Source organism: Ferruginibacter sp. (genome assembly GCF_049840995.1).
GTDB lineage: Bacteria > Bacteroidota > Bacteroidia > Chitinophagales > Chitinophagaceae > Ferruginibacter.
In genome coordinates this window covers 429,068-444,922 of the sequence record NZ_JASGIP010000004.1, presented here as the reverse complement: position 1 = coordinate 444,922, position 15,855 = coordinate 429,068, and the positions used below count along the sequence as shown (strand labels likewise).

Here is a 15,855-nt window from a genome sequence, read left to right as displayed (position 1 = left end):
TTTCAGCGTTATTTGCCCGGTTGCGTATTCATTTTATACAGCATGGGATAATCATTATTCTGCAGGAATAACAAGCCATCCGTTTTATTCATTTTTACTTTTTGAATATCCCTTATCACCCCACGTAAATGCAAGCCCGTTACAAATGGATCCTGCCAGGTAAAATTACCTTTACCATCATTGATCAGCACATCTCCAAAACTTGCATCCAGCCTTTCGTATTGCGGTAAAAAACCAAACTGGTTGCCACCTAAAATAAGATCAGGAAAACCATCATGATTTACATCGGTGCAATACACTGCATTTACACAACTCTGCTGCGCCATCGCCGGTAATTTTTGCATGGTAAAATTTCCATTGCCGTTATTGATGGCGATCACTGATGAGCAATAATCAAATTGTTTTACTATCGCTTTACTCAATACATCTGCCGGGAATAATTCCTGTATCGATCTTTTTGCATAATCAATATGCTTTAAGTTGTGTTTTTTTATGATGGGCAATTGCTCTTCCAGGTCACGCTTTACTACTACCGGTTTATCCTTGCCATCCACGGTATACGTGATCACTTTATCTACGGTGCCGTTCTGGTCAAAATCGTCCAGCCATAATTTTACTGGACTTTTATCTGCAGGTTGCAGGTAAAAATTCTCGCCGATATTACCTATAATAAGATCCTGCTTACCATCATTATTTACATCTGCCACACAAATGGTTTGCCACCAGCCCAGCATTTTATCCAGGTTGGTCTTCACTTCTTCAAACCGGTCTTTTTTATAGGTAAATATTCTTGGCGCCATCCATTCTCCTGCTATCACCAGTTCTTTTGCAGCATCGCCGGTCACGTCGGCCCATACTGCATTGGTCACCATTCCTATTTTAGCTATTTCCGGGTTCTTAGTGGCAGCTATATCTGTAAAATGGCCATTCCCATCATTCACAAATAAAAAACTGGTAGGGTCCATGCCATAAACTTTCGGATAATTTCTTGCGCCGATAAAAATATCAGGGTACCCGTCACCGTTAAAATCATTTACAGCTGATACTGCAATATTCATCGATACATTAGGGAATGCTTTATCATCGATAGAAAAATTTCCCTTGCCATCATTTTTAAACATGCGCAATTGCAGTTCCCTGCTCATAAGATCGTTATTGTTGCCACCCGGGCAAACCAGCAGGTCCAGGTCGCCGTCATGATCGCAATCAAACAATGCCACTGCGGCATCTTCAAATGACAGGAACTGCTGAAAGGCTTTTTCTTCTTTCTTTACAAATCCTCCATTAGCATTTTGCAGGTATAGCTGGCCGGGATGTGCCGGTGTGCCGCCGATATACACATCTTCCAGTCCATCGCCATTTACATCGCCGGTGGCAGCCTTTGGCCCTTCTCTTGATAACATCCGTGGGATATTTCTTTCGGTATAAAAATCCACCACATTATCTTCTTCGTGTTTATCAAAGCTGGATGGCATAGGCGAAAAAAGTGTTTGCGCTGCAACAGCCGGCGTTGCCTGCATCACATCCTTTTCATCATTCTGCTGTATCACCAAAGTTTGATTGATCGCAGGATGAAGTATCTTCTTTACAGTGCGGTTGGGCCATGTGATCACCAGTGAATCGATCGCAGCAAATTTCCCGATACCGATCACCTGTTTATAATCAACAGATGATTGAAAACCCCGGCTGGGGATCACTTCACGGGTCAATACCTGCCCGTTTGCATAAGCCTGTATCTTACTGCCTACTGCAAATGGATTCAGTCCTTTTCCTTTTAGTGTAATTTCCAGGTAATTATTTTTATTGAGTTCCCTTGCATTATTCCGGTATACAAAAGAAGGTTGATTTTCATTGTTGATGATAAGATCGAGATCTCCGTCATTATCCAGGTCGGCATAAGCGGCGCCGTTGGAGAAAGTGGGCTGTGTAAATCCCCATTGGTCACCGATATCTGTAAACTTCAACTGGTGATCGTTGCGGTATACTTTATTTTTCAATGGTGTTTTCGGTATCTCTTTCAGCACCTGGTCTATTTCATCTTTTTTACCCGTCAGTACCATTTTCTGTACCACATCGTTGGCGAAAAAATTCATGAAGTCCAGATCTGTAACGTCGTGGTTCACCCCGTTACATACATAAATATCATTCCAGCCATCATTATCCATGTCAAACATCAGGGCGCCCCAGCTCCAGTCGGTTGCACTTACACCTGCGTAGTTGGCAATGTCAATAAAATCGCCCTGCTTATTATTGAGCTGCAAACAGTTTTTTACATAGTGATAATAAAACCCTGCATTTACTTTTCGGCGTAGCATATCCACATCATCAAAAGCGCCGGTTGTTTTGATACGGTAATCCGAAAGCGGCAGCATGTCGGTTGTAAAAATATCCGGGTAGCCATCATTGTTAATGTCTGCAATATCGGCACCCATCGAAGAAAAACTGGTATGCTGCATTTTATCTTCCAGTTCATCTTTAAACATACCGTTCCCCTGGTTGATGTACATATAATCCCTTTCGTACGAATCATTGGCCACATACACATCAGGATACCCGTCACCGTTAATATCGCCTACAGATACGCCCATGCCGAAACTTATCAATGTACCATGAATGCCGGCCTGCTGTGTTACTTCAGTAAAATGCCCGTTATCATTGCGGTATAAATGATCACCGCCGCCTTTTAAAAAATCTCCCACCGGCCACTTGCTTTCAAACAGGTCACGCTGGTTGGCAAATTCAAGCTGGTTGACAGGTATAGGACTGTTGTTGATCATAAAACAGTCCAGGTCGCCATCCATATCATAATCAAAAAAAGAAACCTGTGTAGTGTAGGCAGAAATGTCGAGCCCATATTGCGCTGCGGCTTCTGTAAAGCTGTTGTTGTGATTATTAATGTATAATTTATTCTTCCTGTTACCTGTTTGCATGTGGCCTGAGGAGCACACATATATATCGAGCCATCCATCGCCATTCACATCGGCAAATACAACACCCGTATTCCATTTATCATCTGCTATTATTCCGGCGGCCTGGGATATATCTTCAAACTTTAAATGGCCTTTGTTCAGGTACAGTTTATTAGCGCCCGCATTGGAGGTTAAAAAAACATCCGGCAAACCATCATTGTTGATATCGCCGATGGCAACTCCGCCGCCATTATAAAAATTACGGAATAAAAAACTGTTCTCTTTTTTGCCGTCATTTACTTCATTCACAAAATTAATTCCGCTGTCGTCCACCAGTTCAAACATAGTTTGTTCGTGCTTTGCACAGGAATTTAAAAGCAGTATGCCGGCAAGAATAAAACATCGGGTGCACCAATTCATCATACAGGATTTTCAGAAAGCAATCTAAAAAAGAAAGGCCAATTTAAATTGACCTTTCTCAAAGTTATACTATAATATGGTTAAACCTGCTGTTATTAATAACCGGTATTTTGTACCAGGTTAGGGTTAGCTGCAAGCGCCTGGCTTGGTACAGGGAATACTAAATATTTAGCATCGTCTGTTGGTTTGTATTGCCATACTTTCAGGAACATACCAAAACGGATCAGGTCAGTCCTGCGCACTTTTTCCCAGTACAGTTCCCTTCCTCTTTCTGCCAGCAATGTTTTAGGATCTTCTACGTTAGCAGCATTGGCCAGCACCAGCGGACCTACCATTGGTGCAGCTTTCCTTGCTACCCTTAATGCATTTACTAATGTTAATGCTCCTGCAGCATCTGGTGTAGCTGCACGCATCTTAGCTTCAGCCACCATCAATACCACATCAGAATAACGGAAGATCACTTCATCATTACCTGCATTGTTTTGATAGTAAGCAGAACCATTGCTGAAATCAGGTCCGTATTTTTCAACACGGATACCGGTGATCTCCAGGTTATTGCCGGTTTCTTTCTGATCATTTGCAATAGCAGGATCGAATGCCAGGTTATTGGCAGGGGTTTTCCTGTCTTTTAATGCAACACCATTTTCGTTGTATTGCTGACCGATCATGAAGCCCGGCCTTTGACCTGATGCGTTGGTTACACCGGGATAATATCTTCCGCCCACCCTTGAGTCAACAGCAGTATCTGCATAACGGCCGCTTTTATCGGTTGCATAATTAGTTACACCTACCATTGGTGTTACCGCACCAAAGCTGTTATAGAAATCGCTGATGGTGGTAAAACCATTCCATCCTGCATTTGGATTGGTGCTTGTTTCCTGGTTGTAGTGCAATGTTCTGCACCATTCGCCACGTACATCACTTACATTAGAAGCTGAACCTGAACTGTTCACGATCGTAAAGATATTTTCTGTAGAAGAACCGTTGTTAACATCAAAGTTCTTAAAATACTCACTCATGTAGCTGTAGTTACCGCTGGAGATGATACTGTTACCAATGGTGATCACCTGCTGCATATCTGCATCCGCAAAGGTGGGTGCAGCCCTGTTGGCCCATGCGCCCCTGTTCAGGTAACATTTCATCAACAATGTATTGCCTGCATTTTTAGTAGCTATGCCCGGACCGCCGGTAGTTGGCAGGTTAGGTACAGCAGCAACCAGTTCATCAATGATGAACTGCGATGCAGCAGCGCCGCTTTTTACAGTAGGTGCATTCAATAAATTATCACCGGGGTTCCTTACAGGATATTGTCCATAAAGATCCAGCAGGTAATACAATGCCAATGCCCTTAAAAATTTTGCCTGTGCAGCCTGCGATGCAGATGGATTGAAGCCTAACACATTCGTTGCATCAAAATTCAGTTTGTTCAATGCGTTGAATACATTCAGCACATAAGCATGATCGGCATTCCAGGTATGGTTATGCAATACACGCCATACACCATTATCATCCCAGTCACCACCTCTTGTTGGCACCAGCGCTTCGTCTGTTACGTTCTCTTCCAGGCAGAACAAAAGATCCTGCGCAGTAAATGGTCCACCCAGGTCGGCATAGGCACCCTGCAGTAACAATCCCACACCGGCCGAACCTAATGCATTAGCGGTTTGGCCATTCGTCAACCGGCTGTTCAAATTCTCATCCAGCTTGGTACAACTCACCATAGTAAGTAAAAGCAGAGATAAGAATTTTATATTTTTATACTTTCTCATATTTTTTGTTTTTTATAATGAATTATAATGGATCTTATAGTGAAAATTTAAATCCAAATGATATAGCCCTTGCTGTTGGATAAGGGATATACTCAATGGAACGTGATGGATAGTTGTTATTGCTCTTATCTACGTTAACTTCCGGATCGAATCCTGAGAATTTAGTGATCACGAACAGGTTGCTTGCGCTTACAAATGCATTCAGATTCTTAACATATTTACCTGGGTTACCAATGTTGTATGTTAATGAAACGTTCCTCAGTTTAAAGAAGTTGCCTTTTTCCAGGAACCTGTCTGAAGCACCTACCGGGCTGGTTGTTTTTTCTGCAGAATTATAAGCATTCTTATCAATGTTCCTTCCGTTGGCAATACCGGAAATATTGGTAACACTGGTTGCAGTATTGTTGTAGATCAGGAACCCGCTTGCACCACCGCAGTTAACAACAAAAGTGAATTTTTTAACCCTTAATGTTGAACTGATACCGTAGTTATTTTCAGGATTTGGATTACCTGCAAATGCGGGATTAGCACCAATGATCTGGTTACCGCTTGCATCAAATCCACCAAAAGCTTTCAGGTAATATTCATTCACCGGTTGGTTGTTGGTGATGATCTGTCCCAATGTTCCGGATACACCCTGTCCGTTGATCTGGCCGGTCTGAATTTTAATATCCTGTCCGTTCTGTGTAAAGTTTTTCAGGTTGTTCTTATTGTGCGAATAGTTCACTCTTACATCCCAGTTCAGCTCACCTTTTTCGATCACTGTTGCACCCAGGCTTAATTCAATACCATCATTGATCAGGTTAGCAGGCAGGTTGATAAAATATACAGAAGCAGGCGCTGGTTGTATAGCGGTGCTTTGATATAATATCTTGCTGGTATTTTTGTAATAATAATCGATGCTTCCGAATATCCTTCCGTTCTTGCTGGTAAGATCCAATCCTGCGTTGAAAGAATTGGTCTGTTCCCATTTCAGATCGGGGTTGGCAACATTGATCTGGCTTACGGTATTGTTTTGTGTAAACAGGAATTGTTCCTGTGCTGCACCTGCTGGGAATTCCTGGTTACCGGTGATACCCCATGAAGCCCTTAAAGCCACATTGGAGAAGGTGCTGTTATTCTTCATGAAATCTTCATTGCTGATGGCCCATTTTGCACCAATGGCAGGGAAATAACCGTATTTGTTATTCGCACCAAATTTGCTGGAACCATCCGCCCTTACAGATGCAGAGATATAATATTTATCAGAGTAGTTAAATCCAACTCTTCCGAAATAAGACTGCAACTCGATCTTTGGATCGATATAGATTGATGGTGCACTCTGAGACCTTCCATCCTGCAGCATAGCTGTATAAGGAATGTCTATTTTAGTTGCCTGGTCCAGGTTGGTATTAAAACCTGAAGCAGAGAAAGAGTTATTAGAGAAATTAGATTTCCAGTATTCAAAACCTGCTACCGCATCAAAATTCAGGTTTTTGGAAAGTGCTGTTTTATAAGATAGTGTATGCGTGATCGTTTGAGAGCTCAATTTCTGGCCGGAGATAGCGCCAAATCCCTGTCCTGACAAACCAGCATAACCTTGCAGGAATCCATAGATGTTGGTATACCTGTCTCCCACACTGTTATTAATAGCATACAGGAATTTATATTCCAGGTTGTCCATCAGTTTATAGCCTGCAGAAATATTGCCCAGTACAGAATTGATATGTACCACATCATTATATCCATCCAGTAATGCGATGGGATTACCGGAACCATTGGTAGGATAGATATAGATACCATTCGCATCTTTAAATGGAGTGGTTGGGTTCCATTGTAAAGCAGAGCTGATGATATTACCCTGTGAACCTGCAGTATTTGAAACAGCGATCACATCTTCTGTAGTATGACCGGCAGTTAAATTAAATCCTAAGGTCAGTTTCTTATCCAGGAATTTATACTGGCCACTGAAGTTGCCTACATATTTATCCAGTTGAGAATTTTTGAAAGCGCCATTTGAAGATGATGCCAGGAAAGATGCCCTGAATTTACCATTTTCATTACCGCCGCTTAAAGCCAGGTTATAGCTTTGAGATAATTTTTTATTCATCAATTCTTTGAAAGGATCCACATTGCCTCCTTTATCCTGGCCGGTGATTGCATATTTGGACAATGCACTCCTGAATTCGCCTGCATCCAGTACTTCATATTTTTTCATCAGGCCGGCGTTTACACTCCAGCTTGATCCGAATTCAATTTTAGAAGCACCTGAGCTACCGGTTTTTGTAGTGATAACAATTACACCGTTAGCACCACGTGAACCATAAATAGCTGCAGAAGCAGCATCTTTTAATACATCTATGCTTTGTATATCATTAGGATTTACAAATATCAATGGATTGGCATCAGGAGTAGAACCGAAAACGCCGGTTCCAAAGTTTGGTCTTGCCGATCTTCCATCTAATGGAACACCATCTATTACATATAATGGGTTACCGCCTGCCCTGATAGAGTTATTACCCCTTATCTTAACAGTAGCGGCCACACCAGGCTGACCAGAAGTATTGGTAACTTCCAGGCCGGCAACTTTATTCTGCAGCAATTGATCGGGTGCAGCAATAACACCCTGGTTAAAATCTTTTGCCTGTACAGAAGCTACCGCGCCGGTTACATCTTTTTTACGAACAGTGCCGTAACCGATCACCACTACTTCATTCAGGTTAGAGATACTTGCAGCAAGGGTAATGTTTACCGGTCCGCTGCCCGCTTTAGCTTCCTGCGAAGCAAAGCCCGAACCTGTAAATACTAATGTGGCGCCACTGGCTACCCCATTTAATGTAAAAACGCCTTGAGCATTGGTGGATGTACCTTTGGTGGTGCCTTTTACTGTAACGGAAACACCCGATACAGGCTCACCTTTTGAATCAGTTACAGTACCGGTAACTGTCTGGGCTTTAGCAAAAGCTGTAAACCCAATCACTGCAAGCAGCAGCAGTGCAGCTTTCCTCATAATAGCAAGGAGCATAATCGTTTGGTTTTTGGAATGAACAATGGGTGATGGAAACAATCATTATATACCCTTGCAATTGCATGCAGGTAGTTACATGTAGCATCGTATCAGCAACCGAAAGGTTAATAAATTCTTAAATTTCCAAAATAAAGCTACATTTATTAATGTATGAAATACACGATAAAATCATAATTTCGCCGCAAACGTTTGCGAAATTGTTTGCGAAAACGGTTGTTGTGCAAATATTTTTGCTGTCCGCTGCTATAAACCCGCTGCTTATATGAATAATACCACCTTAAAGAAAATATCCGAGATCCTTGGGCTTAGTATTTCTACTATCTCCAGGGCTTTAAAAGATCACCCGGATATTTCTGACAGAACCAAACAAAGAGTGATCGAACTCGCTGCCACACTGGATTATGAACCCAATGTGAATGCGATTAACCTGCGTACCAGTAACAGTAAATTATTCGGACTGATCGTTCCTTCTATTTCCAACTGGTTCTATAATTCCTTTATTGCTTCGGTAGAAGAAGAAAGCAGGCGGAATGGTTATTCACTGATGATATTGCAATCCGGTGATGACCCGATGATAGAAGTGAATAATCTTAAACTGTGCAGGCAGAACAGGATAACAGGTTTATTCATGTGCCTTTCTCCCGATACAGTGAATATTGAACCGTTTTTAAAACTGAAAGAGATCGATATACCGGTGATCTTTTTTGATAAGGTGCCGGAAAATGCCAGTTGCAATAAAGTATGCGTGGCCGATGCACTGTCTGCCACCATGGCCGCGAATGCAATCGTAAATAAGAAAAAGAAAAAAGTATTGGGTTTGTTTGGTAATCCGCATCTTTTAATGACAAAAAAAAGACTGGAAGCATTTCAAAATACGATCAATGAAAAAGCGAATAAAATAAAGCTCATTACCGATCATGCTTCCAGTTCAAATGAAGCAGAGGCTTTAACACTGCAATATTTAAAAGAGAAGCCTGATACTATTTTTTGTATGAGCGATGAGATATTGGTCGGCGTGATGAAAGCCATTCAGAAAAAAGCGATAAAAGTACCGGAGGATGTAGCGGTGATCACCATCAGCAATGGCATTGCACCTAAATTATACCATCCCGAAATAACTTACGTGGAGACCAGTGGCTATAAGCTGGGTAAGCTTGCTTTTTCCAGTATGATGGCCTGCCTGGGCGGCAGCACTTTTATACAGGAGCTTACTACGGAGGCGGTAATGGTGGAGGGAGGATCTTTGTAGTGAGTGGTCAGTGGTGAGTTGTGAGTGAGGAATGGTGAATGTGGTTTTATTTTAGTTCGTAGATAACGGCTTCGTATGGACGCAGTTGTTTTGCATCAGTGGCTGTGCTATAGTTGTTGAGTAATGATTTGGCTTTGCTTATATCAATACCGGTATTTACAGTTGCGGGCTTGCTGCTGAAGTTGAGCAGTATCAATAATTTTTTCCCCTCCAGTTCTCTTGTATAAGCGTATACAGCAGGGTTATCTTTATCCAGTATGCTGTATTTGCCATACACCAGCACTAAGTTTTGTTTACGCAAAGCAGTTAATTTCCTGAAATAGTTTAAACAACTGTTGCTGTCCTTATCCTGTGCCGCCGCATTGATGAGGGTATAATTGCCATTTACCTTTATCCAGGGAGTACCGCTGGTAAATCCTGCATTAGCTGTACCATCCCATTGAAACGGTGTACGGCCATTATCACGGCAACTGAATTTTAATGTTTCCATGAACTTTTTCATATCGCCGCCAATATTCAGCTGGTGCTGGTATTCGTTCAATGTAGGCACATCTTTATAATCGTGTATATCATCAAAGCGGATGTTGGTCATGCCCAATTCATCGCCATTGTAATAATAGGGCGTGCCCCGCATGGTCATTAAAAAAGTAGACAGCATCTTGGAGGATAGTTCCCTGAACTCCGGCGTATCATTACCAAAACGGCTTACCAGTCTTGCCTGGTCGTGATTGGCGAGATAAATAGATAACCAGCCTTTTGCTGCAAAAGCGCTGTCCCATTTGGTGAAGATCTCTTTCAGTTTCACTACGCTGTATCCTTCGGGCTTTGCAAGATCAACCGCATCAAACGCGTAAGCCATATCCAGTTCATTGCGGTCGGCATCCACCAGGTTATGCGCATCTTCAAAAGAATTGCCGGCGCCTTCTGCCACGCTCATCATATCGTATTTGCTGAATACTTCTTTATGGATCTCTTTGATATAATCATGAATGGGATTTACCATTCCATAATATTTTATAAAATCCTTTTCATATCCTGCAGGAAAGGCGGGAAAAGTTGTATCCTTTGCCACAAACTGGAATGCGTCCATGCGGAAACCATCAATGCCTTTATCCAGCCAGAACTTCATGATATCATGCACTTCTTTGCGCACTTGTGGATTCTCCCAGTTAAGATCGGGCTGCTTACGCGAAAAATAATGCAGGTAATAAGCATTGGTAAGCGAATCGTATTTCCACGCATCATGATTAACATCGAATAGGCTATACCGTGAGTTTGGTTTCCCCCGTTCTGCATCCCACCAGTGATAATAGTTGCGGTATGGGCTAGTCCTGGAGCTGCGGCTCTGTTTGAACCATTCATGTTCGTCGCTGCTGTGGTTCACCACCAGGTCCATCACCAGCTTTATACCACGGTCGTGCATACCTTTCAGCATCGTATCAAAATCCTGCATACTGCCAAAATCCTTCATGATATTGCGATAGTCGCTGATATCATAGCCGTTATCATCATTGGGTGATGAGTAAATGGGATTCAGCCATACCACATCCACACCCAGGCTTTTAATATAATCGAGTTTGGAAATAATGCCTTTCAGGTCGCCGATGCCATCACCATCACTGTCTTTAAAACTGCGGGGATATACCTGGTATACCACGGCTTCCTTCCACCACTTTTTATCGGAAGCTGTACTGGTATTTTCTTTTTCTTTAACTGCCCCCGAATTACAGGATATGATCAATGGCGCAATGCCTGCAAGGCAACAGATGGCCGAAAAAAGTATTCTTTCCATAACAATAAATCGTTCTATAAACGGAACAACAATGTAATATAGAAATTGGGCCGCTATTAATGAAAATTATTGCGCTATACGGCACAGAAATCGTTTGCGGAATCGGTTGATGTGCATTAATTTTAGGCCTCATTAAAAAAACATCAACATGAGCGTTCAATGGACCGGCGTTATTCCTGCATTAACCACCAAATTTACCAGCGACGATAAGCTGGATCTGCCTTTATTTGAAAAGAATTTAAATGCACAGATAGCAGCCGGTGTTAACGGCGTTATTTTGGGCGGTACACTGGGCGAAGCCAGCGTATTATCCACCGATGAAAAAGAAACCCTGATAAAATTTGCCGTTGAAAAATGTGCCGGCAAGATACCCGTGATACTGAATATTGCTGAAGGCGCCACCAGGGATGCTTTGCAGCAGGCTGCCTACGCCAAACAATGGGGTGCTAAAGGTTTAATGGCATTACCTCCTATGCGTTATAAGACCGATCATCGTGAAACGGTTACGTATTTTAAGACCATTGCCGATTCCACCGACCTGCCGATCATGATCTATAATAACCCGGTGGATTACAAAACAGATGTAACACTGGATATGTTTGCCGACCTGACCGAATGCAAAAATATACAGGCCGTAAAAGAAAGCACCCGTGATGTAACCAATGTAACCAGGATGATCAACCGCTTTGGCGACCGTTATAAAATTTTATGCGGTGTGGATACTTTAGCGATGGAAGAACTTTGCTTAGGTGCCGATGGTTGGGTGGCAGGTTTGGTTTGCGCTTTTCCTGCGGAAACAGTAACAATTTTTAACCTGGTAAAAGCAGGAAAAATTGCAGAAGCGGCAAAGATCTATCGTTGGTTCATGCCCTTGCTGGAACTGGATATACATGCCAAACTGGTACAATACATTAAACTGGCTGAAACACAAACCGGCATTGGTTCCGAAAGTGTGAGAGCGCCCCGCCTTACATTAGTGGGTGAAGAAAGAGAGCGCATTTTAAAGATCATCAATGATGGTATTGCCACAAGGCCGTCATTATAACCGCATCATATTTACCGGGCAGTTAAGCAGCAATATTCAGTTGTTGCTTGACTGCTTTATTTTTTTGCGATAGCCATATCGTTACAAAAAGAGAGATGGCAAAATATTCTATCAGCACATAACTGATCAAAGAAAAATATTTACCGGCGCCAAACCAGTCTTCCATTAAAAATACCAGCCCCACTCCCATTATCGTTTTCACCAATTCCCACACAGGCGCATATTTGTTGCCATCCATCAATTCGGTAAGCGCATATACAAATACAAAAATAAAGAGGCCATATACAAATATCAGCGGTGTACCAATGGCAGCAATATTACCAAACAGATAGCTTACCATAACCAGTAATATGATCATCTGTATCCAAACCCATATCACCAATGGTTTTGTTTCGGTGCTGTTGTATTTTTCGAAATTGTACACATCTTCTATTTTATACAGGGGATATTTTTCTTCCATATCCGCAGGGCGCCATCCTGTTGGCATGAACCAAACCCGTATCTTATCTTTAAAACTCTTAGTGCGTATGGCGTCTTTTGTAAGCAACCATAAATGCTGGAAATTAATTTTAATAGGGTTCCACGTGCGTACCGGTCTTGTGATACCATATACCGGTGGCACTTCTTTTAATTCTTTTTGAAAAGTGCCGAATATCTTATCCCAGATGATCAGTATCTGTCCCAGGTTCTTATCAATATATTCTTTGTTGATAGCATGGTGCACCCTGTGATGAGAGGGTGTAACAATGATATGTTCCAAAAATCCCATTTTGCCAATATGCTGCGTATGATACCAGAATTGTGCAAACAAATGCAGCGGCGCCACTACGGCGATCACTTCAGCAGGTACACCCAATACAGCGGCCGGTAATAACAATACCACGAATAATTTAAAGAACACCGAAATGCTCTGGCGCAATGCACAGGCCAGGTTAAAATCTTCGCTGCTGTGGTGAATGATATGGCTGTTCCAGAAAAAATTTATTTTATGATTGATGAGGTGCACTACATATCCTGCAAAATCCAGCACCAAAAATGTTACTACATATACCAGCCAGGTGGCTTTGATATGTGTTTTTGCAAAATGGCTCAGCAACCATTCGTAGGAGATAATGGCAAAGCTTAAGCCCAGCACATCTTTGGTAACATTGGTAACGCCGGAGCTGAGGCTGGACACCATGTCGAGGTTACGCACCGTATCTTTGCCTTTACGCCAGCCATACCATTTTTCAAATAATACCAATAGCAAAAATGCAGGCATAGCTATTAACAGTATCTTTCCGTATTGTTCCATAATTTGCTGGGTTATTTTTGTAACAGTAAAAACAAAACTCTTTATAAACGGGTAAAGGGTATACTAAATTGCTGAATTTAAAGGCGACAAGTTATGAAAAATATATTAATTCTCACAGTTTTGATAGGGGTTAATAGCTACTGCCAGCCTGTATTTAAGCCACTTAACAACGCAAATAGCTGGCAATTAGGCCCTTTTGAAAAACCTGCCAGCAACCCCATTATGCAGGCAGATTCTACTTATACTTTTAACTGCCCTGTGCAAAAGCGTTTGGTGCAATGGCAGAAGGCGGATGTGTTCAACCCCGCGGCTGTAGTAAGAAATGGAAAAGTATATATTCTGTTCAGGGCCGAAGACGTGCCGGGTGTGGGTATTGGTATGCGCACCTCCCGGATAGGGTTGGCAGAGAGTGATGATGGGATTCATTTTAAAAAACATCCTGAACCGGTATTATATCCCGACAGCAGCAGTTTTATGCAGTACGATCACCCCGGTGGTTGCGAAGATCCCCGCATTGTCGAAACACCTAACGGTGATTATGTTGTATTATACACCAGCTGGAACCGGGATGTGGCGAGACTCAGCGTAGCTACTTCTCCTGACCTGTTGCACTGGAAAAAACAAGGCCCCGCATTTTTACATGCTTATAACGGTAAGTTTGTAAATACCTGGAGCAAATCAGGATCCGTTGTTACAACATTGAAAGACGAAAAATTTGTTGCAGCAACCATTAATGGAAAATACTGGATGTATTGGGGAGAAGGACCTGTCTATCTTGCCACTTCCACCGATCTTATTAACTGGACACCAGTTACCAACGATCAGCAGGAATTATTGCCCATACTCACTGCAAGAAAAAAAATGTTCGACAGTCATGTGGTGGAACCCGGCCCGCCTGCCGTACTTACGAAAAAAGGGATCGTATTATTATACAATGGAAAGAATGCCACCACCGATGATGCTGACCCTGCGCTGCCGAAAGGAATTTATTGTGGCGGGCAGGCTTTATTTGATGCAGCGCACCCGGAAAAATTATTGGAAAGATGCAACACTTATTTTATAAAGCCGGATCTGCCGCATGAGATCAGCGGGCAGTATACAGCAGGCACCACGTTCATTGAAGGGCTGGTATATTTTAAGCAGCAATATTTTTTATATTATGGCACGGCTGATAGTATGGTGGGTGTTGCGATAAAGAAATAGTGAGTGATGAGTGGTAAATAGTGAGTAATAGGATGTTGGCTTATTTTTGTAAATGTATATTACGAATCAATTTTAATAATGAAGCAAACTTTTAATTGCATTGATGCGCACACCTGTGGCAACCCTGTACGCCTTGTAAAAGCCGGCGGCCCTGTATTGAATGGCAACAGCATGAGCGAAAAACGCCAGCATTTTTTAAAGGAATACGACTGGATAAGGAAAGGACTGATGTACGAACCCCGGGGACATGATATGATGAGCGGCAGTATCTTATACCCGCCACATGATCCACAAAACGACGTAGCTGTATTGTTCATTGAAACAAGCGGTTGCCTGCCGATGTGCGGTCATGGTACTATTGGCACTATTACCATTGCAGTGGAAGCTGGATTGATACAACCCAAACAAAAAGGGGTGATCAGGATGGAAGCGCCTGCAGGATTGGTAAATATTGCTTATACGGAAGAGCATGGTAAAGTGAAGTCGGTAAAACTTACGAATGTACCTTCTTATTTGGCTGCAACTGAATTAACAGTGGATTGCCCGGAACTGGGCGAACTGGTGATAGATGTGAGCTACGGCGGAAATTTCTATGCCATTGTGGATGTGCAGAAAAATTTTAAAGGGCTTGAACATTACAGCGCCGATAAACTGATCAGTTGGGCAAGAGAGTTACGGCAACGAATAAACGCAAAATACGAATTTGTGCATCCTGAAAATGATACCATTAAAGGCTGCAGCCATATTTTATGGACCGGTGCTGTACTGGATACCACTTCCACCGCTCGCAATGCCGTTTTTTATGGTGATAAAGCGATCGACCGCAGCCCCTGCGGCACGGGCACTTCTGCACGTATGGCGCAATGGTATGCAAAAGGCAAATTAAAAGCGGGTGATGAATTCATTCACGAAAGCATTATCGGCAGTAAATTCATTGGCAGAATTGAGGAAGAGATAACGGATGCTTTTGGCATTGCCGGTAAAAAGGCCATCCGGCCGAGCATTGAAGGCTGGGCGAAAATTTATGGAGAGAATACCATCACGATAGATACGGATGATGATCCGTATGCTTTGGGCTTCCAGGTATTATGAGGAAGTTTCACGCAAAGAAGCAAAGTAAAAAATAAGCCGCAAAGATGCTTTGCGGCTTTAGTATTAATTCTCTGC

General features: G+C 42.4%; 9 protein-coding genes. 4 read left to right on the top strand and 5 right to left on the bottom strand.

The annotated features are described in order from the left end of the window. Window positions 1–8: 8 nt before the first annotated feature. From QM738_RS12675 to QM738_RS12665, 3 genes are all read right to left on the bottom strand, one after another. Window positions 9–3,332: a VCBS repeat-containing protein gene (locus QM738_RS12675; RefSeq protein ID WP_462277095.1), complete on the bottom strand. Its 3,324-nt coding sequence runs from the start codon at window positions 3,330–3,332 to the stop codon at window positions 9–11. 92 nt (window positions 3,333–3,424) lie between these two features. Continuing rightward, the gene (locus tag QM738_RS12670) at window positions 3,425–5,098 is read right to left on the bottom strand and encodes a RagB/SusD family nutrient uptake outer membrane protein (RefSeq protein ID WP_462277094.1); all 1,674 of its coding nucleotides are present in this window, start codon (window positions 5,096–5,098) and stop codon (window positions 3,425–3,427) included. A gap of 34 nt (window positions 5,099–5,132) precedes the next feature. Then, the gene (locus QM738_RS12665) at window positions 5,133–8,102 is read right to left on the bottom strand and encodes a SusC/RagA family TonB-linked outer membrane protein (protein WP_462277093.1); all 2,970 of its coding nucleotides are present in this window, start codon (window positions 8,100–8,102) and stop codon (window positions 5,133–5,135) included. Between the two features lie 265 nt (window positions 8,103–8,367). Here QM738_RS12665 and QM738_RS12660 point away from each other — a divergent pair, with 265 nt between their 5' ends. Continuing rightward, complete coding sequence (locus QM738_RS12660) at window positions 8,368–9,354, top strand: LacI family DNA-binding transcriptional regulator (RefSeq protein WP_462277092.1); 987 nt, start codon at window positions 8,368–8,370, stop codon at window positions 9,352–9,354. Window positions 9,355–9,400: 46 nt separating this feature from the next. On the opposite strand, the gene QM738_RS12655 is transcribed toward QM738_RS12660, so the two are convergent. Next, window positions 9,401–11,146, bottom strand: coding sequence for a glycoside hydrolase family 13 protein (locus QM738_RS12655; protein WP_462277091.1), 1,746 nt, complete (start codon window positions 11,144–11,146; stop codon window positions 9,401–9,403). 148 nt (window positions 11,147–11,294) lie between these two features. Here QM738_RS12655 and QM738_RS12650 point away from each other — a divergent pair, with 148 nt between their 5' ends. Next, the gene (locus tag QM738_RS12650) at window positions 11,295–12,191 is read left to right on the top strand and encodes a dihydrodipicolinate synthase family protein (protein ID WP_462277090.1); all 897 of its coding nucleotides are present in this window, start codon (window positions 11,295–11,297) and stop codon (window positions 12,189–12,191) included. A 22-nt stretch (window positions 12,192–12,213) separates the two neighbouring features. Here the strand turns inward: QM738_RS12650 and QM738_RS12645 are convergent, their stop codons facing one another. Continuing rightward, a complete protein-coding gene (locus tag QM738_RS12645; RefSeq protein WP_462277089.1) occupies window positions 12,214–13,485 on the bottom strand; it encodes a sterol desaturase family protein in 1,272 nt (423 codons plus the stop codon). Between the two features lie 93 nt (window positions 13,486–13,578). Here QM738_RS12645 and QM738_RS12640 point away from each other — a divergent pair, with 93 nt between their 5' ends. Then, window positions 13,579–14,688, top strand: a complete 1,110-nt coding sequence (locus QM738_RS12640; protein ID WP_462277088.1) for a glycoside hydrolase family 130 protein — start codon at window positions 13,579–13,581, stop codon at window positions 14,686–14,688. A 78-nt stretch (window positions 14,689–14,766) separates the two neighbouring features. Further along, entirely contained in the window at window positions 14,767–15,780 is a 1,014-nt protein-coding gene (locus QM738_RS12635; RefSeq protein WP_462277087.1) for a 4-hydroxyproline epimerase, read from the top strand. Window positions 15,781–15,855: the final 75 nt, after the last annotated feature.